This is a genomic window from Crocosphaera chwakensis CCY0110 (assembly GCF_000169335.1).
Lineage (GTDB): Bacteria > Cyanobacteriota > Cyanobacteriia > Cyanobacteriales > Microcystaceae > Crocosphaera > Crocosphaera chwakensis.
The window spans coordinates 1-21,923 of record NZ_AAXW01000074.1 but is presented as its reverse complement, the minus strand read 5'-3'; the positions used below and the strand labels follow the sequence as shown (position 1 = coordinate 21,923).

31 protein-coding genes are annotated in these 21,923 nt (G+C 36.8%); 27 read left to right on the top strand and 4 right to left on the bottom strand.

The window, feature by feature from the left end:
• Window positions 1-610 (top strand): DnaJ domain-containing protein (locus CY0110_RS24530; RefSeq protein WP_008278316.1); only part of this gene is annotated, 610 nt, incomplete at its 5' end.
• Between the two features lie 34 nt (window positions 611-644).
• On the opposite strand, the gene CY0110_RS24525 is transcribed toward CY0110_RS24530, so the two are convergent.
• The 3 genes from CY0110_RS24525 to recD2 form a co-directional block, all read right to left on the bottom strand.
• Complete coding sequence (locus CY0110_RS24525; RefSeq protein WP_008278315.1) at window positions 645-1,082, bottom strand: hypothetical protein; 438 nt, start codon at window positions 1,080-1,082, stop codon at window positions 645-647.
• A gap of 23 nt (window positions 1,083-1,105) precedes the next feature.
• A complete protein-coding gene (locus CY0110_RS24520) occupies window positions 1,106-1,897 on the bottom strand; it encodes a ParA family protein (protein ID WP_008278314.1) in 792 nt (263 codons plus the stop codon).
• Window positions 1,898-2,416: 519 nt separating this feature from the next.
• On the bottom strand, window positions 2,417-4,654 hold the full coding sequence (recD2, locus tag CY0110_RS24515) for an SF1B family DNA helicase RecD2 (RefSeq protein WP_035800585.1): 2,238 nt from the start codon (window positions 4,652-4,654) through the stop codon (window positions 2,417-2,419).
• Window positions 4,655-4,700: 46 nt separating this feature from the next.
• Between recD2 and CY0110_RS28955 the strand changes: the two genes are divergently transcribed.
• The 5 genes from CY0110_RS28955 (at window position 4,701) to CY0110_RS24490 (ending at window position 8,766) form a co-directional block, all read left to right on the top strand.
• Window positions 4,701-6,539 carry a DUF3560 domain-containing protein gene (locus tag CY0110_RS28955; RefSeq protein ID WP_008278312.1) on the top strand — a complete coding sequence of 613 codons (1,839 nt, stop codon included), beginning with the start codon at window positions 4,701-4,703 and terminating at the stop codon, window positions 6,537-6,539.
• A gap of 86 nt (window positions 6,540-6,625) precedes the next feature.
• Window positions 6,626-6,895 carry a hypothetical protein gene (locus CY0110_RS24505; RefSeq protein ID WP_008278311.1) on the top strand — a complete coding sequence of 90 codons (270 nt, stop codon included), beginning with the start codon at window positions 6,626-6,628 and terminating at the stop codon, window positions 6,893-6,895.
• Window positions 6,892-7,932: a DNA methyltransferase family protein gene (locus CY0110_RS24500; protein ID WP_008278310.1), complete on the top strand. Its 1,041-nt coding sequence runs from the start codon at window positions 6,892-6,894 to the stop codon at window positions 7,930-7,932. The genes CY0110_RS24505 and CY0110_RS24500 overlap by 4 nt, the downstream gene beginning before the upstream one ends.
• A gap of 43 nt (window positions 7,933-7,975) precedes the next feature.
• On the top strand, window positions 7,976-8,311 hold the full coding sequence (locus CY0110_RS28130; protein WP_008278309.1) for a hypothetical protein: 336 nt from the start codon (window positions 7,976-7,978) through the stop codon (window positions 8,309-8,311).
• 38 nt (window positions 8,312-8,349) lie between these two features.
• Window positions 8,350-8,766 (top strand): hypothetical protein, encoded by a 417-nt coding sequence (locus CY0110_RS24490; protein WP_008278308.1) that lies wholly within the window; start codon window positions 8,350-8,352, stop codon window positions 8,764-8,766.
• 123 nt (window positions 8,767-8,889) lie between these two features.
• On the opposite strand, the gene CY0110_RS24485 is transcribed toward CY0110_RS24490, so the two are convergent.
• The gene (locus tag CY0110_RS24485) at window positions 8,890-9,147 is read right to left on the bottom strand and encodes a hypothetical protein (protein ID WP_008278307.1); all 258 of its coding nucleotides are present in this window, start codon (window positions 9,145-9,147) and stop codon (window positions 8,890-8,892) included.
• A 311-nt stretch (window positions 9,148-9,458) separates the two neighbouring features.
• Between CY0110_RS24485 and CY0110_RS24480 the strand changes: the two genes are divergently transcribed.
• The 21 genes from CY0110_RS24480 (at window position 9,459) to CY0110_RS24385 (ending at window position 21,807) form a co-directional block, all read left to right on the top strand.
• A complete protein-coding gene (locus tag CY0110_RS24480) occupies window positions 9,459-10,034 on the top strand; it encodes a hypothetical protein (RefSeq protein WP_008278306.1) in 576 nt (191 codons plus the stop codon).
• Window positions 10,035-10,241: 207 nt separating this feature from the next.
• The gene (locus CY0110_RS24475; protein ID WP_008278305.1) at window positions 10,242-10,892 is read left to right on the top strand and encodes a hypothetical protein; all 651 of its coding nucleotides are present in this window, start codon (window positions 10,242-10,244) and stop codon (window positions 10,890-10,892) included.
• A 270-nt stretch (window positions 10,893-11,162) separates the two neighbouring features.
• Window positions 11,163-11,525 carry a hypothetical protein gene (locus tag CY0110_RS24470; RefSeq protein WP_008278304.1) on the top strand — a complete coding sequence of 121 codons (363 nt, stop codon included), beginning with the start codon at window positions 11,163-11,165 and terminating at the stop codon, window positions 11,523-11,525.
• A 175-nt stretch (window positions 11,526-11,700) separates the two neighbouring features.
• On the top strand, window positions 11,701-12,258 hold the full coding sequence (locus tag CY0110_RS24465; RefSeq protein WP_008278303.1) for a siphovirus Gp157 family protein: 558 nt from the start codon (window positions 11,701-11,703) through the stop codon (window positions 12,256-12,258).
• A 735-nt stretch (window positions 12,259-12,993) separates the two neighbouring features.
• Window positions 12,994-13,752, top strand: a complete 759-nt coding sequence (locus tag CY0110_RS24455; protein WP_008278300.1) for a 3'-5' exonuclease — start codon at window positions 12,994-12,996, stop codon at window positions 13,750-13,752.
• Between the two features lie 102 nt (window positions 13,753-13,854).
• Complete coding sequence (locus tag CY0110_RS24450) at window positions 13,855-14,310, top strand: hypothetical protein (RefSeq protein WP_232285807.1); 456 nt, start codon at window positions 13,855-13,857, stop codon at window positions 14,308-14,310.
• A complete protein-coding gene (locus tag CY0110_RS24445) occupies window positions 14,297-14,506 on the top strand; it encodes a hypothetical protein (RefSeq protein ID WP_008278298.1) in 210 nt (69 codons plus the stop codon). The genes CY0110_RS24450 and CY0110_RS24445 overlap by 14 nt, the downstream gene beginning before the upstream one ends.
• A 50-nt stretch (window positions 14,507-14,556) precedes the next feature.
• A complete protein-coding gene (locus tag CY0110_RS24440; protein WP_008278297.1) occupies window positions 14,557-14,742 on the top strand; it encodes a hypothetical protein in 186 nt (61 codons plus the stop codon).
• 2 nt (window positions 14,743-14,744) lie between these two features.
• Window positions 14,745-14,903: a hypothetical protein gene (locus tag CY0110_RS24435; RefSeq protein WP_008278296.1), complete on the top strand. Its 159-nt coding sequence runs from the start codon at window positions 14,745-14,747 to the stop codon at window positions 14,901-14,903.
• A 9-nt stretch (window positions 14,904-14,912) separates the two neighbouring features.
• A complete protein-coding gene (locus tag CY0110_RS24430) occupies window positions 14,913-15,809 on the top strand; it encodes a DUF5895 domain-containing protein (RefSeq protein ID WP_008278295.1) in 897 nt (298 codons plus the stop codon).
• Between the two features lie 126 nt (window positions 15,810-15,935).
• Entirely contained in the window at window positions 15,936-16,208 is a 273-nt protein-coding gene (locus tag CY0110_RS24425) for a hypothetical protein (RefSeq protein WP_008278294.1), read from the top strand.
• 85 nt (window positions 16,209-16,293) lie between these two features.
• Window positions 16,294-16,572 carry a GIY-YIG nuclease family protein gene (locus CY0110_RS24420; RefSeq protein WP_008278292.1) on the top strand — a complete coding sequence of 93 codons (279 nt, stop codon included), beginning with the start codon at window positions 16,294-16,296 and terminating at the stop codon, window positions 16,570-16,572.
• 440 nt (window positions 16,573-17,012) lie between these two features.
• A complete protein-coding gene (locus tag CY0110_RS24415; protein WP_008278291.1) occupies window positions 17,013-17,348 on the top strand; it encodes a DUF6883 domain-containing protein in 336 nt (111 codons plus the stop codon).
• Between the two features lie 8 nt (window positions 17,349-17,356).
• Window positions 17,357-17,602: a DUF4926 domain-containing protein gene (locus CY0110_RS24410; protein ID WP_008278290.1), complete on the top strand. Its 246-nt coding sequence runs from the start codon at window positions 17,357-17,359 to the stop codon at window positions 17,600-17,602.
• Between the two features lie 59 nt (window positions 17,603-17,661).
• The gene (locus CY0110_RS24405) at window positions 17,662-18,159 is read left to right on the top strand and encodes a hypothetical protein (protein WP_008278289.1); all 498 of its coding nucleotides are present in this window, start codon (window positions 17,662-17,664) and stop codon (window positions 18,157-18,159) included.
• 143 nt (window positions 18,160-18,302) lie between these two features.
• A complete protein-coding gene (locus CY0110_RS30170) occupies window positions 18,303-18,467 on the top strand; it encodes a hypothetical protein (protein ID WP_008278288.1) in 165 nt (54 codons plus the stop codon).
• Between the two features lie 64 nt (window positions 18,468-18,531).
• A complete protein-coding gene (locus CY0110_RS24400; protein ID WP_232285806.1) occupies window positions 18,532-19,017 on the top strand; it encodes a hypothetical protein in 486 nt (161 codons plus the stop codon).
• Between the two features lie 118 nt (window positions 19,018-19,135).
• Window positions 19,136-19,312 (top strand): hypothetical protein, encoded by a 177-nt coding sequence (locus CY0110_RS30165; protein ID WP_008278286.1) that lies wholly within the window; start codon window positions 19,136-19,138, stop codon window positions 19,310-19,312.
• 199 nt (window positions 19,313-19,511) lie between these two features.
• On the top strand, window positions 19,512-20,789 hold the full coding sequence (gene iscB / locus CY0110_RS24395) for an RNA-guided endonuclease IscB (protein ID WP_008278285.1): 1,278 nt from the start codon (window positions 19,512-19,514) through the stop codon (window positions 20,787-20,789).
• Between the two features lie 116 nt (window positions 20,790-20,905).
• Window positions 20,906-21,058, top strand: coding sequence for a hypothetical protein (locus tag CY0110_RS30155; RefSeq protein ID WP_008278284.1), 153 nt, complete (start codon window positions 20,906-20,908; stop codon window positions 21,056-21,058).
• Window positions 21,059-21,615: 557 nt separating this feature from the next.
• Window positions 21,616-21,807, top strand: a complete 192-nt coding sequence (locus tag CY0110_RS24385) for a hypothetical protein (RefSeq protein ID WP_008278281.1) — start codon at window positions 21,616-21,618, stop codon at window positions 21,805-21,807.
• Window positions 21,808-21,923: the final 116 nt, after the last annotated feature.

The window sequence follows — 21,923 nt, the reverse complement described above, 5'->3', positions numbered from 1 at the left end:
CTTAGAACTTGCTTCACTCCCTGAATCAGCATTGCGTTTTCGTTGCCACGTCGATGCTTTGATGTCCTTGTATATATGGGTTCGTGAGCAGTGGACAACAAGAGCGATCGCCGAACACCGAACAAAGTATGACCTAGATTGTCGTAGCACTGAAGGCAAGTTAAAATTTGCCCTCACCGCAGCTAGAGAACTCTCACAAGGGGTGTTACCTCCTGTTTGTACTGAGTCATCCCCCTCAAACACAGAGGAGAACCGAGAGATTCAGACATCGAGAATTCTCTCCCAAGCGATCGCATTATTGCCACCGGTGCCAAAAACCAACGGACTTGAAAACACTCCCAGTTTTCGGATTATGGGTCGTCCAATTTATTGGGATGAGTTAGCCCATAACTATAAACAACTAAGGCTTAAATGGCATCCTGATAAAAATCCCAACTCAACTGAAGCTGAGGAACGATTTAAAATAATCACTCAAATTTATACCGATTTAAAGTCAGAATGGTTCGAGAAATATAGTCCACGAATACCCGTTGAAAGAATCGGTCAACATAATCTACAACTAGCCATGCGTCAACAATTTCCCTGGTCGCCTGAGTCTTTTTGGGAGTAACTCGTCATTCTGAAGTTTGTTGAGACGAAACTCCTTAATCTGAAAATTTAGCTATTTCTGCTTCTAGGGCTGCCAATTCAGTTTTCTTAGCCTGTAGTCGACCTAACTTAAATCGTTTTTGACGACGAACTTTGGCAGCCTTGAGAACTCTCTGGCAAAATTTTTGATTATTTTGCATTTCTAACCATGCAGCTTCTATAAGAGTCTCTATGGTTACTTTTTCTTCGAGACAGAATCTTTCTAATGAATCCGCAATTTCTTCGTCCAATCTAACCCCCTTCTGTCGTTTTTTAGAAGCCTTGTTACTCAAAGGCAAATGTGAAACGTCAGAAGATTTCTCTAGCTCTTTTACTGGTAGAGGAGATATATTTGCAGATGGCTCTAATTCACTTTCGGGCGGCACAAAACTGTCTGTACGATGAGGAACCGTTGGACGAATAGCTTTTTTTCTTAATTCTTCAAGTTGGCTCATTTCTTAACAATTTTAAACGAGTATTAAACAGCGAGAGGTAAGGAAGTCTGATTTTGATTTAAACATTCTAATAGTCGAGATTCGAGAACTTCAAATGGGTAAGCAAGATCCCCATATCCTAGTTCTTCTAAAGTAATTCTTTGGTTAATTGCTTGCTTGTATTTTTCAGATTCTCGAATTGAGGGTAATAGTTGATCTCCAACATATTCTTCCATAAAGTCAATAGCAGACTGACTTTCCTTTGTACGGTAACTACCGACCCATTTATCTCTAAAAGGAATGATACCCAGAATTTCTGCTGTTGTTCCTTTCCAGCGTTTCAACTCTTGATAGGTTTCTAAAGTTCTCACTAAACTAGCGCAACCTTTCACCGAAGTTTCTACTGGAATTACTAAATAATCGGCAGCCCCCATCGCTGTACGAGACAGTTGAGTTTTTTGAGGTGGTGCATCAATAATGGCATAGGAGAAAGTTTCTTCTAAAGGTTCAATAATAGTCTTTAACATTGATACCCCTAACCCGGTACTTGCCAAATACTCAATTGCTGTTTCTAGTCCGTCGTCGGCTGGCATTAGAAAAGTATTGTCATTCAAAGTATAAATGCCGTCAGTTGGGTCAACAGTCCCTTTAAGAACTTCTAACAAAGTAGGTTCTGTAGGCTGCACATTATGTCCCAAATAAGAAGTCAAGGATGCTTGAGGGTCTACATCAATCGTTAGTACAGGAGAATTTTTTGATAATCGTTTTGCGGTAAATAAAGAACAAGTGCTTTTCCCTTGTCCGCCTGACAACGAAAGAAATGTGATTTTAATCATTCTTTTCACAAAATCTAATAAGCTTAGTCATACTTGTTTATGACTAATTCACAAATAAAAATGTTCCACAAACAAAAACTTCGTAATTGAATAAATTAATTTATTTAGTTGATCACCTTAATTAAGTTGTACATAATAAACAAATTAATTTTTTTAAATAATCCTTATTAAGAATAGCTATCCTTAATGTTACTTAAAAAATAATCTTTAAAGTTTTTTGGTTTTTAAAATTATTAAAATAATATTTTTAATAAATTGAATTTTAAATAAGTATATATATTTATATGATTACTATACCAAATATAAATTAGTTTATATTTAATTCGTATAAGTTTTTAAAAAATTAACTATAATGTTAATTCTAAATAGCTAAATTAAAATTTATATGTTTATTTCTATTAAATATATAAATTTTTTGAATAATTAAGCAATTAATAAAGTTAAAAATATAGAACTTAATTAAATCAAATAGTAACTTTTGAGTTTATTCAACAAAGAGAATGTTAACATTAAGAAATGTTAGCATTTGAGTAATAATTTACCTATCCGTTCAACTAACCTTGTATATCTCTGTCTTCGATGACCTTGCTTAACAGCGATACTGATCGCTTTAGAGTTCCCCACAATGATGGCCAGTTTCTTAGCACGGGTGAGGCCGGTGTAAACGAGATTTCTCGATAACATCACATAGTGAGACATCGAAATTGGCATAATCACCACGGGATATTCACTCCCCTGAGACTTATGGATTGAAATACTCCAAGCTAAGGCCACCTCGTTAAGATCAGCAAAATCATATTCTACATCGCGCTCATTAACCTGAATGGTCACAGATTTGTCAATGTTATTGATGGCCTTAACAACCCCCAAATCCCCGTTATATATGTCACGATTGTAATCATTTCGTAGCTGTATTATGCGATCGCTAACTCTTATAGTTTTCCCCATAGCGGTAACTTCGGGCTTATCAGGGTGAGGAGGGTTAAGAAGTTGCTGCAAGACTTGATTAAGATTACGAGTTCCCACCAAACCTTTAGTCATAGGACAAAGTACCTGTACATCATTTCGGGGGTCAAAGCCCTGCTTGGGGATAAAAGCAGTTAACAGTTTAGCGATCGCTTCTACACTATTTTCTGGTTTAGATCCCCCAGGATGTAACAAACAATCTGATTTAGGATTGGCTGAAATAAGTTCGAGTTTAGGATATTGGCCTCGATTAATTTGATGAGCATTTCTAATAATGGCACTGCTGGCCGCTTGTCGGAAAACTTGAGTTAACTTCACCACGGGAATTTTTCCCGACTCAAGTAAATCATTGAGAACTTTTCCGGGGCCAACCGATTCTAATTGGTCGCAGTCCCCCACCAGTAAAAGCTGGCAATCGGAAGCGATCGCTTTAACCAAATAATGTGCTAGAAACAAATCCACCATTGAAGCTTCATCAACAATCACTGCATCAAACGGTAATGGATTATCCTTATCCCGTTTAAAACCCATTTTCTTCGGGTCGAACTCCAGTAAGCGGTGAATAGTTTTCGCTTCGAGTCCTGCCATTTCACCCAATCTTTGTGCAGCCCGACCAGTGGGAGCAGCTAAACCAATTTTTTTACCCATGGCCTGCCAGAGCGAAACCAAAGTTTTCTGGGTAAAGGTCTTACCACACCCCGGGCCACCCGTGAGAACCATTACCCGTGATGAAACTGCCTTGATGACCGCCTCTGTTTGTTGGGGGGAAAGTTTAATCTTCTTACTTTTGGTGTAGCGTTCTATCCAATTGACTACACGCTTGAGGTCAACAGTTACAGGTTTTTCGAGGTGCTTTAGTAACAGTTTAGCTAAGTTGGCCTCTGTATAGTAAAACGTAGGCTTATAGCACAACCACATTTCCCCTTCGGCTACTTCTACTTTTAACTCCTCGGTTTCTACCATTTCGGTGATGATTTGCTTAACAGCTTCCTTATCAGCATCAAACTCATCAAAACTTAGTAACTCAACCGCCTCATTAACCAACTCAGGCATAGGCAAAAAACAATGACCGTCCTCGGCTGCTTGGCTTAATATATGCAGTATGCCTGATTTATATCGGTACTTAGACCAGGGTGATATGCCGACTTGTATCGCAATCTGATTAGCTGTATGGAACCCTATGCCAAAAATATCTATAGCCAACTGGTAGGGATTTTCGCTCACAATAGCGATCGCATTATTCCCATATTGTTTAAATATCTTCACGGCGTAGGTAGTTGAGACACCATGGCCTTGCAGAAAAATCATCACGTCTTTGATAGCTTTTTGTTCAGACCAGGTATCCTGGATCATCTTGACCCGTTTTTTGCCGATGCCAGGAACTTCTACCAAACGCTCAATCTGATTTTCTATGATCTCAAGGGTTTCTAGCTGAAAGTAGGCTACTATCCTTTTTGCTGTTACGGGGCCGACTCCACGAATCAGTCCACTACCTAAATATTTTTCGATACCAGTGAGGGTTGCCGGCTTAGACTCAGTATAGTTTTTAACCTGAAACTGTTGGCCATGCTTGGGATGATCGTACCAATGACCTTGAACCGATAAAGTCATTCCGGCCTGGATGTTGGGGAAGCTCCCAATAATGGCCACTAAGTCCCGAAATCCCTTCACTTGCATTTTGGCCACAGTGAACCCGGAATCTTCAGCATGATAGGTGATTCGTTCGACAACGCCTGTTAAGGTTTCGTCTTTTTGGCTGGAACTGGGATTAACGATGGTACTAGAAGCCATTACCCCTGAAAAACGGCATTTTCTTCCAATTGTACTATGTCGTTGAATGAGCAACCAAACAGAATATTTGCGCGTTCGCGCTGATCTAGGAGAAAAAAATTTCCTAGACCTCATGACGCAAAAGATCACCAAAACTGCACTTGCTTTTCAGCAGTTAGAACAAGGACTCGCCGAACTTCTAGAATCGGGTGATTGGCAACGATATCTCAAAGTGCAATCTGAGTTCCACAACTATTCCTTTAACAACGTCTTGCTCATTCTTTCTCAGTTCCCAGAAGCTTCGAGAGTTGCCGGTTATCAACATTGGCAAGAATTGGGAAGACAGGTTAAGAAAGGTAGCAAATCTATCAAAATACTAGCCCCCTTGAAATGCAAAATCGAGAAAGAAAACGACAACGGAGAACTAGAGGCAAAAACTGGTATTTTCGGCTTTAGAACAGTTAATATCTTTGATATTTCTCAAACCCAAGGAGAAGATTTACCAGAAAGAACATCCCCGTTAACCGGTGATGATGATGGATTAATTGATCGCTTAATGGCATTTAGCCTTAACAATAATGTCCCTGTATTTTTCAAAGGATTACTAGGAAACGCCAATGGCTGTTGTCGTTACGATGCGCTCTCCGGACACCCTATCGAAATCGTAGTCGACCCACTGCTACCGAAACAACATCAGGCCAAGACTTTATGCCATGAAATAGGCCATAGTTTGTTGCATTCTCGTACACAATACAATAACCATATTCCCAGAAGCAAAGCGGAATTAGAAGCTGAATCCGTTGCTTTCATTGTACTTAATTATTTCGGCATTGATTCGAGGGATTATTCGTTTCCTTATGTTGCTGGTTGGCAACAGGGAGAAGATGCCTTAGAAAATCTACGACAAAGCGGAATGCGTATTCAGAAAGCGGCCAATAAAGTTATTGAGTGGGTTGACCATAATTGTGCATTCGCACAAATTTGCAGTACAACAAACAAAAATATAATTATGTCAAAGGAAGAAAACACTCCTATCGAAGAAACCGCCGAAGCACAAGAATATCTTGAAAACAAAAAAGCTGATTATGACGATAAAATTGCCAATAAAGAGGAATACTGGTCATTAAAAGCCCAGAAATGGCAAAACGAAGCGAATGCAAGATACAATGCCTCAAACAGCATTACTGAGGATATTCCTTTAGGACAACCGATTTTAGTGGGTCATCATTCAGAACGTCGTCATCGCAAGGATATCGAACGTAGTCATAGTAATATGCGGAAATCCATCGACGCACAGGAAAAAGCAGACTATTATGCTTCCAAAACGGTTAGTACAGCTATCGCTTCTGATGATCCTGAAGCTATTCAAAAGTTAAAAGACAAGCTTGAGAAGTTACAGAACAAACAAGAAAAAATGAAGCTTGTAAATAAACTGTGGCGCAAAGCAGGAAAACCGCATCCTAAGCAGGATAACATGAACCAGGCTAACTGGGAAAAGTTTGGGAAATTGTTAACTGAAAATGGAGTCAATGCAACTGAAATCAAGGCAATGGTAGCACGAGATTTCCTCGAACGTACTCCTTTTTCTTATCATTTGTCGTTAGGCACTCAGGAAATGAAACGTATCAAAAACAGAATTGAGGACTTACGAGAAAAACTTGAACAAACCCTTACCGAAGGGAATAAAGAAACTCAGTATAATGGGTTTACTTTAGTTGAAAACTTTGAGTGCGATCGCCTTCAATTAATCTTCGACAAAAAACCCAACGAAGAAGTTAGAAATATCCTTAAAAGTAATAGCTTTCGTTGGAGTCAATATCACAAAGCTTGGCAACGGCATCTTAATAATAATAGTCGTTACTACGCTAAACAAGCAATTTCAGAATTTCCAGAAAAGCTATTTTAGTTTTAATTATCTCAACTCAATAACCCCAATAGAGACGGAGCAATCTGTCTCTTTTTAGTCTATCTGAAATTCAGCCGTTAATCATAATGCCCAGAAAAAAGAAGAAACCCATCAACCTCGAAGATAAACAGAGAAATCGTCGGGAAACTATGACAAACTTCTATATTAATCGCTTAACCGAAGTTTGTCATAACCCTGAACAAGTTTGGAAACTTACCAAAGATCCTAACAACATTTTACGACTCAACTCTCAAGAAATCAACGACGTTTTAACTGAATTAGACCGTCGTGTAGCAGTGGGAGAAATTGACTCATACATCAAAGAAAAAATCATTAAAGGAATTAACTATCAATGATCGAACAACTATCGATTTTCGATTTACCTGTACAAGATACCCCCACAAAACTACGGTATCCTAATCCCAAAAAAGCCCAGAGATTTAGAGACTTAGCTGATAAAATGCAGTCTCAAATCGATAATAAGCTGAACCCTGCTATTGGGCAACAACGACCAACAAGGCGACGGGCGAGAATTGCTGCATCTATGCGCCAAGATGGTGAGAAGTTAGCATTAATTCAAGGCTGGTTATATGCAATGGCTGATGCCTTAGAGGAAGGCACATTACCTCGTATTCTATCCGACATCACCACAAAAAGCCAATTATCCGAGTTAGCCGACTTTAGAGATCCTAATTGGCGCGATGACTCGATCAAACAAGGTATAGCGGTTGATGGTTGGGCTAGATCGCTATTACGGGCAAATCTCCGTACTGTTTCCCATGTCCGAAGTGCGATCGCAGCCCTCGAAAAACTCCATCAAGCCCCTGTTATTGACCCTAAAATTAAGCAAATCGCCGAAATTGAGCGTAGTTTGATTGGAGCTAATATTCCTGGCTATTTCCCCACGCCTAAGCCTATTTGTGAGCAAATGGTTAGATTAGCCATGCTTAGACCAGGTATGCGCGTCTGGGAACCAAGTGCCGGAAAGGGGGACATTGCCAGTGCCATAAAAGAAGCTGCTGATGTTAACCTAGAAGTTTGCGAATTCAACCTTTCTTTAAGAGAACTTCTCAAACTTAAAGGTTTTAATGTTATCGGCTTTGATTGCTTCGATATTACCACATCTTTTGACCGAATCCTGATGAACCCTCCGTTTGTCAAGGGTAGCGAAATTAATCATATTCGCCATGCTTATGATCGTCTCGTTGAGGGAGGAAGGTTGGTGGCGATTTCACCTGAATCGATAGAATTTCGCAAGGACAAGAAATATCGGGAGTTTCGGGAATGGTTAGAGGATAAGTGCATTATTAATGACCCCTTGCCACAAGGAAGCTTCTTAATGAGTAGTCGCTCTACAGGGGTGAACACAAGAATCCTTGTTTTAGAGCGTTGACGTGCGCTTTGCGCTGTTTTCGAGATTAGTATAAGCAACCTCGATGACTTACTCGAAATATCAAAGTAAAGTTGTTCCCCTCGATGACCACTGGAGACTTAATTGTTTTCTAGCCCATTTAGCCACCATTACCAATCCAAAAGGCGAAAGGCATACTACATATTTTGGCTTTGATGATTACCAAGAAGCCCAAGCATTCTATCAATATCTAACCCAAAATCGTCTTTGCTCAAGGGCAATTATCCGTCGTAGCCAACGACTTGTATCTTGCCAGTACGAAATAAAAAGTTGGGGGGTAGGTTCAGGCATTCTAGTAAGAATTTTGAACCACCAAGACTTGCCTTTGATTAGCTTTATTAATCAAAAACAGCAAGTTTAATCAACCCCAATTGATAAATATCTACACCCAATATTACCATGTCTTATACACAAATTCAACGTCTCGAATGCCAAGGGATTCCTACTATCGAATATCGTGCAGAACCTGATGAAATCCCTATTCCTCAGAGAATTCAGTTCGATTTTGTCCCTCGGTTTCCCTATGATCAATATGCTTATTCTGAACCCAGATATGTCTTTTGTGAAGAAGTTGTTTTAGCTTCTCAATGGCATGAATGCCAAAAGAATCAAGATGATTTCTTCGATATATATGAGACTTATCGTATCTCTACGTTAGATTTGGTTGAGTACACCATGACAGGCGATCGCTTGTACGAAGCCCCTTATTGGCGATTTGGCATTAGGGGTGTTAAAGGAAAGCATGAAATTAGTTGGTTTCAAGAAGATGAGTTAATTTCCTTAGCTGAGATTAATTCAGAAGACCAGGAATTTTAGAGAATTTAGGGAGGATTTTGGTTCTCCTTTTTCTTTTGGTTTTACCTTTATTTGGTGGGGACTTTTTGGGCTATAAACTAACTCTAACCCTTATGAGACAAAGTTTTGACAGTGGTGACTTTTTTAGAAGGTAAAATGCGGAAAAATCAAGCTCCATAACCAGTTTAACACTGATCCACTATAGCTTTCAGGATGCGGAAAGTCATGTTGACGGGGCGATCGGAAAAGTCCCATCAATTGGGGTAAAATCGTTGACCAATCAGGGGTTGAACCTGTTCGGTTTTTTGTCAACGCTGGCACTGGTAACTGGTCAAAAAAAGCAGTCCAAGATGGCTTTATAGCTGATTCAACAAGGCTTTGAACCTGGTCAAATTTTTCCAAACAACCCTCTTTTCATAGATTGGACAAAGGATTTTATTGTTTTATCCCCATTTTAAAGGTGGTAACAATTTTTCGTCGAAACTGTGTAAAAGGCTGGTTAGACAAGGAGTTGAAGGTGGTAACTTTTTTCAGAACAAGTTCAGGATCTTGTGATGGAAAATTTTGACTCAAAGTCAGCTTAAGCACCATTCTTTAAGCCTTTGAGACTGATGGAAAAATAATGTCCTTCACCTTCATTTTCTAAAGCCTCACGCTTTGCGTGAATTAAGCAGAGTATTTCATGGTTCAAAAAAATATAGAGGTATTAGACAATGATCAATAATTTCGACGCTCAGCATTATGCTTTATTGTACTGCAAATATGACCCCGAATCTGGCAACAGAAACTGGAAACAACTTCTTGAACAAAATGAAGTAGAAACCATTGATTTATTGATTGCTAGAAATGCCTTAAAAGCTCAAGAAAAAGAGGTAGAAGTTCACCAAATCATTTATTATGGTTCCCCATTAGCTCAACAGTTAACCGAAGAAAATAGAGTTAGCTACAGTTTTCGAGTTACGGCATTAGCTTTATTTCCTAATATCATCTCAGTCAATTTCTTTGATGATAAATTCAACTCGACCATTCCTAAACCTAAGTTTCATATAGGACAACCTGTTATTGTTGATCCCTTAGATGGAATTGATCCAACTGATTACATTGTAACAGGAATTGCTTTAAATTATAGCCCAGGTCATCTACCCCGTTGGTCTTATTGTATAGGGGATAAAGAAGAGAGTTTCCTAGAGTACGATTTTGCAGAAGCTTGGCATGATGAAACGGAAATTAGTCAAGAAAAAAATAAACAAACTCCCATTATTTCGTGGTTCTTACTACATTTTCATTAGTGCTGACAATTATGTTTGGAACGGAACCAATTGGTCATTTAGTCACTGGGAAGCCAAACATTATGAAAGCTGGACGGCAATTAAATCAGCACAGCATCAACTACAATTCAACCCTCATTTTAAGGCTAGAAAAAGCGAAATTAAAGCTATTTTTAAGCCTTAAATAATTAACCACATCGACACATTTACATTATAGGAGAAAAAATCATGACATCTTTGAATAAGTATATCGAAAACCAATCACAACACATTGAAGAAAGTTTACAAGAAATTGCTAAATTACAACAGCAATTAAATGACTTTCAACAAAAATTAAGGATTGATCAGCAAGTTCATCAAGCTCAAAAGACCGCAGAAGTTGAAGTTTCTAAGAGCTTAAATCAACTGAAGAAGTTATTCAAAGACTTGTGTGGAATCTACCCAGTCGAAGTTCTTGATGACTTAGCAGATGAAATTGCTGATATGGCAGAAGAAGTCAAAGATAACTATCAAGAATACGCCCAATCTGGTCGGTTCTTGAATGGTGCAGATGATGAAGAAATCGAAGAAACTCAGGAATTAACTGATGCCAAAGATTATACTTTAATTGCTGAATCTTTGCCCCTCGAAGATGATGATCAAACCCTTTTGACTCAATCTCAAATTGAGGTTATTATTAAGTCGAAAGATGATAAAATTCACAGCTTTATTCGACAGCAATTAGAAATTTCGGGTCGGGTCAAGCAATTATCGACGTTAACGAAGAAAATGACGGAGAAACGGTTAACTAGAAAACGGTTAGAAGATATTATTCACGCTGCTGAATTAATATCTAAACCGCTTAGTTTAAATGGTTCTAGCTCTATCAATCACACTTAATTTTGCTTCGCAAATATTAGATGAAAATGGCAGTGGGAAGCCAAAGGAAACCACCTCTGTTATAAGTACGAATTGATTTCTCTCGCATTAATTACGACTTATAATAATAGTTAAACCAGAGAGTATGTTATTTATTAGAAAAGAAGGACAACTACAATCCTTAAGGCACTTTTCTGATAAATTGACATAAACCACTAACCTTGTTGCCTTCGAGGTTAGTTTTATTATTTTGATAAGAACTTAAAATGAAGACAAAAATGAGGTATAAAGATGAATTGGTCAGAAAAGTTTAAAGAAAAGGTAAGAGAAATACAAAAGGAAAAAGGTCGTTGTTTATTAAGAACTAATAATTATGCTTTTATTGATGCGGTAGAAACCCGAAACAATAAAGCCGTTAAACGCCAAGTCCACTGGATTTGTGAACAACGAACTAACGGATACGCCTTTATTTTATTAGATGGGGTAACTGGACATGAATCCTGGTATGTTGATGATTTAGTAAAAACGTTATCACAAGAAACAGATGGTGAGTTCTTCACCGCTTGTTTTGGATGTTCTAACTATCCAAAGTTAGAACTCGATTTATCTCAAATGAGGTCGGTGATAATGCAGTTACATTCACAATTCAATTAATCTAAAGTAACCTTTTCTAAAACTAACCTTATTAGCTTTAAGGTTAGTCTATTTTTTTATGATTTAAGAAGATTTAAAGCATCTCTATTAATTAGGGATTCTTTTTTATTGATAATCTTTTCAAGTAATTGAGTGCGCTTTGCGCTTATTTCCTAGTAGTTACTAGAGAATAATTATGGAAACCAAAATAACAGAAAGTCTTCCGCAGTTGGAAGAGGAACTCGAATTAATTCTCGCATACCTCGACAGCGATAATCCCGAAGAAAGGAAAGTCGCAGAAGAAATCTTTAATGATTTTCTCCCCCGTTTAGAAAGTAAAATTGATGCTTACATAAAAGTTATCAAATGGAGGGAATCATTAATAGAATACCAAGAAAATGAAGCTAAGCGAATTAGTGATTTAGCTCATACTAATAAGCAAACAGTTCATTGGCTTAAAAGTAAACTGCAAACCTTCATGGAAACTAGAGTAGAACAACTCGGAGACAAAGGTAAACGCCTCGAAGGTAAGCTTTCCAAGGTTAGTCTTTGTAATAATGGGGGTCGTCCTCCTATTTGGATTAACCCCGAACTTAAGACTGAAGATTATCCCGAAGAATATAAAGAAGTTCGGCTTCATATTAATCATAATAAATTAGCTGAAGAAGCTCTTAATTATGATGAAGTTCGGGATGAGAAAGGAACTTTAATTGCCAAGGTTATGCCACGGGGAAAGCATATTAGGATTAAGTAAATGCAAGAATTAGAAATAGAATTAGAATTAGCGAAGCTAATCAACCGATATTCTCTGTTAGAAATATTAATTGCACTCAGAGAGTTTTTTTGAAGAGAAATCTCAATCAAATTTAGCAAGAATCAAACTAAATTTTGGAGAAAGTCATGGAGCATCCTTTTATCATTTTTAAACTTAAATTTCGTGATATCAGGTTAATTGAACTAAGTGTATTATTTGATGATGACTATGATATTTGGAGTCTCCATCTGTCTAGGCTTCATCTAGCCTTTCTTGTTTATGATGAGTTTAATTTCAATTCACGGGTAAGTTTTAGGTTTCAATGGGGTGAACTACGAATAGGATGGTTTTCCTTTTATGTACACCTGTGTTGGTATCCGTTTAGCTAGAGCAAGAAAGGGGGGTGTCCCCCTAACAAACTGTAAAAAGGTAAGTTATGATTGACTTTTCTTATACTGGAATTCGTAACTACTGGGAATACTTAAAAGGCAATAACGTATTTTAATCTTTACAGTAGCAAAACTATTTTAAGCTTTGTTTTAAAACCCCTTCCTAATGTTATCGAAAAATATCCACAACTAAAGAATTACCAAAGTTAAAGAGAAACGGAAAATCAGAATCATGATTCAAGTCAAAAATTGTCTCATCATCGATACCGAAACCAACGGAGACACAGAAAATCAAACTATTCTTGAAGTTGGAGCCATTTGATATTCCGTAGAATATCAAACCACATTGTCTTGTCTAAGTACCTTACTTTATGTAGATTCAGAGACAAAAAATAATGCTTTTCTTATCAACAAAATACCCATTGAAACGACTCAAAATACAGTGATGCAAACCTATATAATTGATAGTTTACAAAGAGCTTATCAATTAGCAGATGTGGTTGTTGCACACAATAAAGATTTTGACCAACCTTTAATTTTAAACTCCGATTGGGCTGGTTTTTGGGAGAAGCCTTGGTTATGTACTTACAAAGATTTTGAACTATTTCCTGATGCTTACCCAGGAAAACGAGACTTGATTTCTTTAGCACAATTTTACGGAGTTGGTGTTAATATTAGCCACCGTGCTATTAATGATTGTCTGCTACTAGCAGAGGTGTTTAACCGCGTTCCTAATCTACAAGAACAGTTCAGAATTGCTCAGTTACCAATCATTGAAGCTATTTGTTCTAAATCTGATGAAGTTTTAAAAGAACAGGGGTTTAAATGGAATTATGATCAACAAGGATGGTTCAAGAAAGACAAGCAGGAAAGCTTCGATTTTCCTGTTATTAGAAACTCTAAAATCCGCCATATATTCCGAGCATTTGTCAGCTACGATGAACGCCAAATAGCCAAAGATTGGGGCTTTACTTGGAACTCAGAACGCAAAGCTTGGGAACGGTTATTAAGTCCTGAAGCTATTGATCTAATGCCGTTTCCTGTTGTCCAGTTAGAAAAAGATTCTATAGACAAATCATTGGCTACAACAAAATCAGCTAATTGACTTTAATAATAATAAACTGGAAACTTAATTCAATATTTTCCAGTTTATTATATCTTTTTTTGCGCTTTGCGCTGATAGAAAAACATATTTTCTATCAGCCTTATGCCAAACTATCCGTGCGGACGAATGCCCTGCGTTTGGGCTAGTTTATCAGTCGCTGCTACCAAATTAAAAGAAATTGATACCGACAACGAAATCGCTAATTCTTTACTTTTTGAACTAGAAACGGCTGTCCATTTAACTGAGTCATTTGACAAAATTTGGAGTTCAATTTACTGGAACAAATCGAGAAAAAAAACGAGAGTTCGGGTAACAATTACTTTGACCAAATTAGCTCAATCTATCTTCGATCATATCACAGAAAGTATCAAGTTATTTGATGAACTTTGTGAGCAACAAGAACAACTACAAACCATAGAAATTACCAATGATTGGTTAGAGATTCATTGTTGTATAGCTAGAGCCAAAAGAACCTTTGACCAATATCACTACAAGCTCATCAAGCCATTACCTTTATTTGAGTATTTAGAGAAAATGAAAAGTCATGAATTACCTTAAACAAGTTAGCTACATTGAACTAAAAGATGGGTTTCAAACCTATATCTTTAAGACAAACCTTGACTTCGTTCGATACAAATTCTTTCCCACAAAAGAAGAACTTAATGATGCCCTAGAAAAAGCTAAGAATCAAGGCTGGAAAGTGATTAATGCAACCAAAACAGTTAATCGATTGAACAGACAAACCAAAAAATAAAAGAACCGCGCATTTGCGCGGATCGATTGAAAATGTATCATATTTCTTTCATGAATTCTAACACAAAATCCTCAAAAAAAACAAGTCCGACAACTTGGAACGAGAAACCCTTAAACTTTACGCTCACCTTAAACGACGTAGAAGAAAGTCTCGAATTAACCCCAAGAGAACAAGCTTTGTTTGAACGTTGGGAAAATGAACACTTAGCCTATGCAGACATCGATCTGCACTATTAATCATGTCAACTGATTTATTTCCGAAGATAACAGAAATGTTATCTCAGTTATCTCAACTTCAATCCGATTTAATACATCTCAAACAACAAATCATCGAGATAGAAATGTCTCAAGAAACATCCCAAAATGTTGTCAATTCTTCCCAATCTTTACCCTTTTAAATTAACATTATGCCCAGAAGAAGTACCACTACCAACACAACCCTTTCAGAACCTTTGACCCCAGAAGTGGTTAAAGAAATGCCCCAAGAAGTAGCCCAAAATACCTTGGTTAATCAACAACAAACAGCTATTGAGAGAGATGAGTTTGCTTCTACTGAATTCATTGACCCTAATGCCCGTTTGCCTCGTATTCAAGCCCTAAGAGGCATGAATGACAAATTATGTGGGTATTTCATCAATATCAATGAAATGGCTAAAGCTGGTTTCATTGACTTCGACTCAGTGGTAGATCAACTTATCGAATATACCTTTGAGTCTTCGGGAGAAACTGAACAAGGTTTGTTACTCCAGAAACCTAGAATGTTGGTTTGTCCCCGTACACCTTTGTTTGGTTTTGACCGCGCAGCCACTCAAGAAACCCAACAGTTAGTCCCTGTTGGTCATTGGCAACGCTCTTTCAAAGACGATGACAACATTGGTAACTGCCAAATTTATGAAATTATTCTCTTAAATGAAGATAATCAGCCTCTACACACTGTACCCCTGAGTTACGTCGCTAAAGGTGCTAATCAAGCCACTTTTAGCCAAGAATGGCAGAAGTTAACCCAAGAGGTCACAAGCTGTCATGCGATCGCTAATGGCATTGCAGCCAGACCCAAAGATGCACGGTTTAACTCGTTATGTGTCTTTGAATTAACCGTAGGACGCGAAAAAGTAGGCACTAAACAAAAATCCTTTGCTTGTCGGGTAAATGGACACACTGTACCTACGATGGAAAATTGGACGGATTTCTTTGTCGGTTATAATCCCATTGTCAAAAATCAAGTTTGGGATGGGTTACAGCCTACATTACCACCAGCTATCCCTGAAACTTTAGCCTTACCTGGAGGAGTCGAAGAAGAGTAGTTATTGATAGCAGGATTATAACATCAATTAACAATTAACAATTGATTAATTCAAAAAAGTCATTGTTCATTATTAATTGTACATTGTTTAATCCTGCTTTATTGTTAGTATAAGAGAGAAAAATGGATGAGTAGACTTAATGAGCTAGATGCAGAATTAGCTTTAATTCCTAATACCCCAAAAGAGATTGTCAAACTCTGGAGTCAAAAACTAAGGGAATTATCTCGGTATTCTTATTCTAGAATTGATAAAGAAACTGTAGAATTATTGGTTTGCTGCACCCATCATTTAGGAGAAATAACCGAAGGTCGCGCAGCAGAAATTTTAGGTTTATTTAGATTAGATTTTCGAGATTTATATCTCAAATGGGAAAAGGATTACACAGAAAATTCAGAGTAATCAAAATTAATTAACTAATTTGCTTGTCACTTTTAACCTCTTAGAAAAAACTTCTAAGAGGTTATTTTTAATTAATTAAATGCTCATGTCTTACGTTTATATTCTCCACTTTCAAAGACCTATCTCACCATATCATACCGCTCAACATTATGTAGGTTTCACCAAAGATATTGATCAACGAATCAGAGAACATCGAAAAGGTAGAGGTTCTCGGTTTTGTGCAGTAGCTAAAGAGCGAGATATTAGTTTTACTTTAGCCGAATTGTTAATGGGTGAAAGGAGCTTAGAAAAAGCTATTAAACGGCAGAAAAATACTAAAATTTTTTGTCCTGTTTGTTGTAAGTCTAACTATTATTCATCTTAGCTTTAGGCGTTGCCTTTATTGACAAATAATAGAGGTAATATCTTATGTTAAGCTGGATTTCTTCGTTCGTAATTTGGTCTTTAGGAGTTACTTATCTCCTCAGTTTTATCAATTAATATTTTTACTTTTAACTTATGTTATTAGCATAAGTTATTTTTTTCTTATTTTAAGTTTAAAACGCTTTGCGTAAATTGAATGAAGGTAGTGGGAAGCCTTTAAAACTACTTCTATTTTAAGGTGTCGCAGTATATGATATTTTTCAGATTATATACCACCTTAAAATAAATATAAACAAAGAAAGAGGGCGTTACTTAAATAAGGTTTTTTAGTTAACTTGTTTAAGCTAACGTTACTGGTTAATTAATAAATAAGCATTCTTAGTTATTAATTAATAAAAACTAAAAAAGATGTAATTTTAACCCTTTTATGAAGGTTATATTATGAAACTACCAAATCCAAAACGTGCTATATTAGGAGATAAGATAGAGCGTTATTCTTTGAATTTCGAGCATCCTATAGGGAAACATAAAGCTCTGCTTTTTCAAAGACGTTTAGGAATTACTTTAACTAATAAAAGTATCCTAGAAAATGCTTTATTAGAGGCAATTTGCGAGAATGAAGCTATACTCTATAAAGAAGATAGTTGGGGAACTCATTATGATGTTAAGTTTTTTCTAGAGACTGATATAGGCTCATCTTTAATATTAAGTGCTTGGATTATTCGTTTCCAAGAAGACTTCCCCCGATTAACCAACGTTTATCCTATTAATAAGTGAGGTGAATAATGAACAGTATTAAAGAGTATAATTTAGTAGTTTTAACTAAAGATATTCAAGCCATTCATAAACAAACTCATAATCCTATTTTATTACGTCGAGGCCAGGTGGGAACAGTGGTTATGGATTTTGAAGAACAAGCTTTTTTAATTGATTTTGCTGATGAAGAAGGAATAACTTATGCGATGGAAACAGTTAACAAAGAATATTTAATTCCTTTACTTTATGAACCTTCCGAAGTCTTAGCTTCCTAATATCCAAACTTTTTCCCCTTTCAGGGAGATTTCTTGATAATTTTTCAAGGACTCTCCCTATGATTAATGGTTATGCTGCTGAACAAATCTTATTTAATTTAATCAAAAACTCTCCTAAAATCAAAGGTTTTAAACTACCTTCATCGGAAGAATTGATTAATATTGCTTCTCAGTCTCAACTAGGAAGAAAAAGGATTAAATCAGCAACTTCTTTCTTACTTGAAGAATTCGGTGTTAATTATAGACATCCTAAAACTAATCAATTATCCAGAGTTTTAGATTGGCAAATGGTTCCCAGTTCAATTATTCTTGATTACATTTTTGGAATAGATACAGTCGTCAATATCCTTGGTTTTACCATAGCCATTGATGTTACCGTCAATTCTAATAAGATAGAAGAAAAACAACAAAAACTAACAAATCTAAAACCTTTATGGCAAGAAATTGGTATTGATAAAGCCTGTGTTTGCTATGTTAGTAATCCCAATTCTAATTGTTTATGGCAATCTTTAAAGTCAGTAACAAAACAAAGCCAAGTTACTACATTTTCACTATAATTAAGACTCGTCCCCATTAACAATGAACAATGAACGATGAACAATGAACAATAGACAATGAATAATTGTTAACTATTAATTATTAATTGTTAATTGCTTTGTGGGGATTGAGTTTTTTTCTGTTAACTTAAGTTCTCAAAAATATGAAACATATTTTAAGTAATTTAATTAGTAAAGTCCAACAAACTATTATGGAATACTATGGTCACTTCACAGAAGATAGTTACGTCATTGATAAACCAATTCCTACACCAGTTGCTAGTTTAATTAGAAAGTTAGGTAATTGGTTGGTAGCTTTGGATGCTTAAGGTGAACATCTTCTGTAAAACTGGTCTAATTTGAGATCAGTTTTTTTCCTTTCAGGAACATTTGATGAACAGTGCTAACCACTTCACAGCACATATCTCTACACATTTAGGAGTAAAAATCATGATACTCGAAATTTTCTTGTTTATCGTTATTTTCTGTTTCTACTGTTGCTTAGTCCCAACTACATCTACAGTAGAACAAGATTCTTTTGACAACTTTATTCCCTCAATCAAAAAAGCTTTCTCAGAAGAATTTGATCCAACCCCTGAAACTATTGAAAAAAACACAAATCTTAAGCTAACTCCTCAAGTTTCTTTATCCCAAACTTATCATTCAAATTCAGATAACTTGATGATAAAGCCTACATCGATTGTTCCAAAAAAGAGCAAAGAATCAACTAATTTATCAGCTAATCTTGAGTCCTTAACTTATAAAGAACTTAAAGAATTTGTTAAGACTCATAACTTACAAAGCACAGTTAGAAATATTTGTAATAAACCTTACAATCGTTGTAAAAAGAAAGAGTTAATTGAAGTCCTAAAAGCTTAATTAGACAATTAACTAAATTAACAAATCGTGCTAAAAATTACTTTTATATTTTAGCACGATTTCTATTTTTTGGCTTTGCCAATATTTGATGAAAATCTCATAATCTTAGGAGTAAATAATGTCTCAAACTCAAGAAAAGAAACAAACTCTTTATACTTATCATCCTTCATTTGAGGATTCTATCAAGTATACAGAAAGAGTTAAACAACTTTCTAGCGAAAACTGGGTTGATTGGGTTATTGGTATGATCAGTCACGAACCCACCACTAATCCAGTAGGTATAGTGGGGGCTTGAAAAGCCCAAGACGTGACCAGACTAAGGTTCTAGAGACCTACGTTATTTGAGTCAAGACACCTTGAGATGCGTGCCAGTCTCACGCTCTGTCGCTCATCTTTAAACATCCCTAAACGGGTTAAGGAAGTGAGATGGGACTAACAAGCTCAAATAACATTGTCGAGGCAAACTTTACCCTAGAAATAGGAGATTAAAACTAATGTTCGTATTCGTATTGTCAAAAGACAAGCGACCCCTGAGTCCCTGCCATCAGGCAAGAGCCAGAAAACTGTTAAAACAAGGGAAGGCAGCCGTATATCGAAAATACCCCTTTACGATTATCCTCAAAGAAGAGGTGAACCCTAACAAGCCTAAACCTTGTCGAATTAAACTTGATCCTGGTGCAAAAGTAACCGGTATTGCCTTAATTCAAGGGGATAGGGTTATCTTTGGTGCTGAACTTGAACACCGAGGATTTAGAATCAAAGACTCACTTGAGTCAAGAAGACAATTAAGAAGGGGACGCAGAGGAAGGAAAACTCGCTACCGCAAGCCTCGATTCCTAAATAGAACACGGCCTAAAGGTTGGCTTCCCCCATCCTTACAAAGCCGCGTTGAGAACATTAACACTTGGGTTAATCGGCTGAGAAAACTCTGTCCGGTGGACTCGATTAGTGTTGAACTTGTTCGGTTTGACACTCAGCAGCTAGAGAATCCTGAAATCTCAGGAGTCGAGTACCAACAAGGAACCCTTTTCGGGTATGAGGTACGAGAGTATCTACTAGAGAAGTACAATCGGACTTGTCAGTATTGCGGAGCTAAAGAGGTTCCTTTTGAGATAGAGCATATTGTACCTAAATCAAAGGGGGGAAGCGATCGCGTTTCTAATCTCACTCTAAGTTGCCACAAATGCAACCAGAAGAAAGGAAACCGGTCAGTTGAGGAGTTCCTTAAGGGTAAGCCTGAAGTGCTGAAACGAGTTAAAGCTAATGCCAAAAAGCCCCTGAGAGATGCTGCTGCGGTGAACGCTGCTCGGTGGGCAGTCTTTAACCGATTAAAGGCTAGTGGACTAGAGGTAGAGGCTGGTTCAGGAGGACTAACTAAGTTTAATCGAACCAAGCACGAACTCCCTAAGACGCACTGGCTAGATGCAGCTTGTGTGGGCAAATCAACACCAAGCAAATTACGAATGCTGGTACAGAAGCCACTTAAAATTAAAGCCACTGGTCACGGCACAAGGCAAATGTGCCGCACCAACAAGTATGGGTTCCCAACTCGTTATGTCCCGCACAAAAAAGATGTTAAAGGATTTCAAACCGGTGACATTGTTAAGGCTGTAGTTACTAAGGGAAAGAAGACCGGCATTTATGTTGGGAGGGTAGCCGTACGCTCGACTGGGAGTTTTAACATTTCGACTGCAAAAGGCGTAATCCAGGGCATTAATCACAAATATTGCCGACAAATTCACAAGAAGGATGGTTACTCTTATGCCACATAGCTACTGCCCACCTTTTCCTCTCATCGCTAACCTTTTCGGTATAACGAGAGTCTCCAAGGAGGAGGAAAGATGAAAATCAAAAATGGACGATTCAATATCCTGATGATATTTCTCCGATGATTTTGTTCAAATGCGAACAAAACGGACAGGTTGCCCTTGATTTTGAGTTTAATTGGTGCGATGAACCGTGGTTGAGAATTGATCAGCCTCTCTACGAAGGTGTTACTTTATTGTTGATTGACGGGGTATTAACAGTTTCCAATAAGTAAGATTTATCCTAATGTCGCTAAAAAGAGAAGCTTAGTCTTCTCTTTTTTTTTCTTAGATTATTATAGTAAATACTGTTAAAAGCTCATTGCGCTAATTTAATAACCATTATTAGGAAAAACTAATGAGATTACCTGGTCTTTGCACAGAACGTTCACAAACCTTTGTTTGGTTAACAACAGCTTTATGCGTTTTATTACTCCTGTAAAACTTTTTTGTCATGACAATTTTTTTTGTCATGACAATGATAAATAAAATCTAAAGATGTTAAAAACAGCAACAAAAAACAGTGACAAAGTTGTTGTAGTTTATTACAATAACCAACAATTGTTCTGAGATGATTCCCCCCACTCATTTTAGGACTAAGCAATAAGGTATTAATAGAAGCATTAACCCCTCCCCCACCTGGGTTGCTTCTGCTCAAACAAAGTGTCAATTGTCTCATTTCACATTGAGGCACACACTTTTTTCCAAATTTAAGACGAAAGAGCATTCAGTTAATAATGCTCATTGTCTATTTTTTTCGTAATAGTTTTTGTGTAATTAAGGGAATTTAAAAATGTCTAAAGTCTCCGAAAAAGTCATAACAGTATTAAGTCAAGAATACGAAGAAAGTCATCCTTTAATAATGACAGTTTCCGTTGGTATTCCTGCTACACAATATTTAATGATTGGAATGATTTGTTATTCTCTCGCCTTGCAAGGAGTCAAATTTTTAAAGAAAAAAAAGTCTCCCAACTCTCAAAATTAAGTTAGAAGACTTGAACAATGTACAATGTACAATTAATAATTAACAATGATAGAAAAATAGTAATTGTTAACTGTTAATTGTTAACTGTTAATTGATTAACAATCAAGATAATCCGT

Excerpts from the sequence above, each read along its gene's own strand:
- CY0110_RS24525 (WP_008278315.1), bottom strand. The coding sequence starts at position 1,082 with ATGAGCCAACTTGAAGAATTAAGAAAAAAAGCTATTCGTCCAACGGTT.
- CY0110_RS24520 (WP_008278314.1), bottom strand. The coding sequence starts at position 1,897 with ATGATTAAAATCACATTTCTTTCGTTGTCAGGCGGACAAGGGAAAAGC.
- recD2 (WP_035800585.1), bottom strand. The coding sequence starts at position 4,654 with ATGGCTTCTAGTACCATCGTTAATCCCAGTTCCAGCCAAAAAGACGAA.
- CY0110_RS28955 (WP_008278312.1), top strand. The coding sequence starts at position 4,701 with ATGAGCAACCAAACAGAATATTTGCGCGTTCGCGCTGATCTAGGAGAA.
- CY0110_RS24505 (WP_008278311.1), top strand. The coding sequence starts at position 6,626 with ATGCCCAGAAAAAAGAAGAAACCCATCAACCTCGAAGATAAACAGAGA.
- CY0110_RS24500 (WP_008278310.1), top strand. The coding sequence starts at position 6,892 with ATGATCGAACAACTATCGATTTTCGATTTACCTGTACAAGATACCCCC.
- CY0110_RS28130 (WP_008278309.1), top strand. The coding sequence starts at position 7,976 with ATGACTTACTCGAAATATCAAAGTAAAGTTGTTCCCCTCGATGACCAC.
- CY0110_RS24490 (WP_008278308.1), top strand. The coding sequence starts at position 8,350 with ATGTCTTATACACAAATTCAACGTCTCGAATGCCAAGGGATTCCTACT.
- CY0110_RS24480 (WP_008278306.1), top strand. The coding sequence starts at position 9,459 with ATGATCAATAATTTCGACGCTCAGCATTATGCTTTATTGTACTGCAAA.
- CY0110_RS24475 (WP_008278305.1), top strand. The coding sequence starts at position 10,242 with ATGACATCTTTGAATAAGTATATCGAAAACCAATCACAACACATTGAA.
- CY0110_RS24470 (WP_008278304.1), top strand. The coding sequence starts at position 11,163 with ATGAATTGGTCAGAAAAGTTTAAAGAAAAGGTAAGAGAAATACAAAAG.
- CY0110_RS24465 (WP_008278303.1), top strand. The coding sequence starts at position 11,701 with ATGGAAACCAAAATAACAGAAAGTCTTCCGCAGTTGGAAGAGGAACTC.
- CY0110_RS24450 (WP_232285807.1), top strand. The coding sequence starts at position 13,855 with ATGCCAAACTATCCGTGCGGACGAATGCCCTGCGTTTGGGCTAGTTTA.
- CY0110_RS24445 (WP_008278298.1), top strand. The coding sequence starts at position 14,297 with ATGAATTACCTTAAACAAGTTAGCTACATTGAACTAAAAGATGGGTTT.
- CY0110_RS24440 (WP_008278297.1), top strand. The coding sequence starts at position 14,557 with ATGAATTCTAACACAAAATCCTCAAAAAAAACAAGTCCGACAACTTGG.
- CY0110_RS24435 (WP_008278296.1), top strand. The coding sequence starts at position 14,745 with ATGTCAACTGATTTATTTCCGAAGATAACAGAAATGTTATCTCAGTTA.
- CY0110_RS24430 (WP_008278295.1), top strand. The coding sequence starts at position 14,913 with ATGCCCAGAAGAAGTACCACTACCAACACAACCCTTTCAGAACCTTTG.
- CY0110_RS24425 (WP_008278294.1), top strand. The coding sequence starts at position 15,936 with ATGAGTAGACTTAATGAGCTAGATGCAGAATTAGCTTTAATTCCTAAT.
- CY0110_RS24420 (WP_008278292.1), top strand. The coding sequence starts at position 16,294 with ATGTCTTACGTTTATATTCTCCACTTTCAAAGACCTATCTCACCATAT.
- CY0110_RS24415 (WP_008278291.1), top strand. The coding sequence starts at position 17,013 with ATGAAACTACCAAATCCAAAACGTGCTATATTAGGAGATAAGATAGAG.
- CY0110_RS24410 (WP_008278290.1), top strand. The coding sequence starts at position 17,357 with ATGAACAGTATTAAAGAGTATAATTTAGTAGTTTTAACTAAAGATATT.
- CY0110_RS24405 (WP_008278289.1), top strand. The coding sequence starts at position 17,662 with ATGATTAATGGTTATGCTGCTGAACAAATCTTATTTAATTTAATCAAA.
- CY0110_RS30170 (WP_008278288.1), top strand. The coding sequence starts at position 18,303 with ATGAAACATATTTTAAGTAATTTAATTAGTAAAGTCCAACAAACTATT.
- CY0110_RS24400 (WP_232285806.1), top strand. The coding sequence starts at position 18,532 with ATGAACAGTGCTAACCACTTCACAGCACATATCTCTACACATTTAGGA.
- CY0110_RS30165 (WP_008278286.1), top strand. The coding sequence starts at position 19,136 with ATGTCTCAAACTCAAGAAAAGAAACAAACTCTTTATACTTATCATCCT.
- iscB (WP_008278285.1), top strand. The coding sequence starts at position 19,512 with ATGTTCGTATTCGTATTGTCAAAAGACAAGCGACCCCTGAGTCCCTGC.
- CY0110_RS30155 (WP_008278284.1), top strand. The coding sequence starts at position 20,906 with ATGATTTTGTTCAAATGCGAACAAAACGGACAGGTTGCCCTTGATTTT.
- CY0110_RS24385 (WP_008278281.1), top strand. The coding sequence starts at position 21,616 with ATGTCTAAAGTCTCCGAAAAAGTCATAACAGTATTAAGTCAAGAATAC.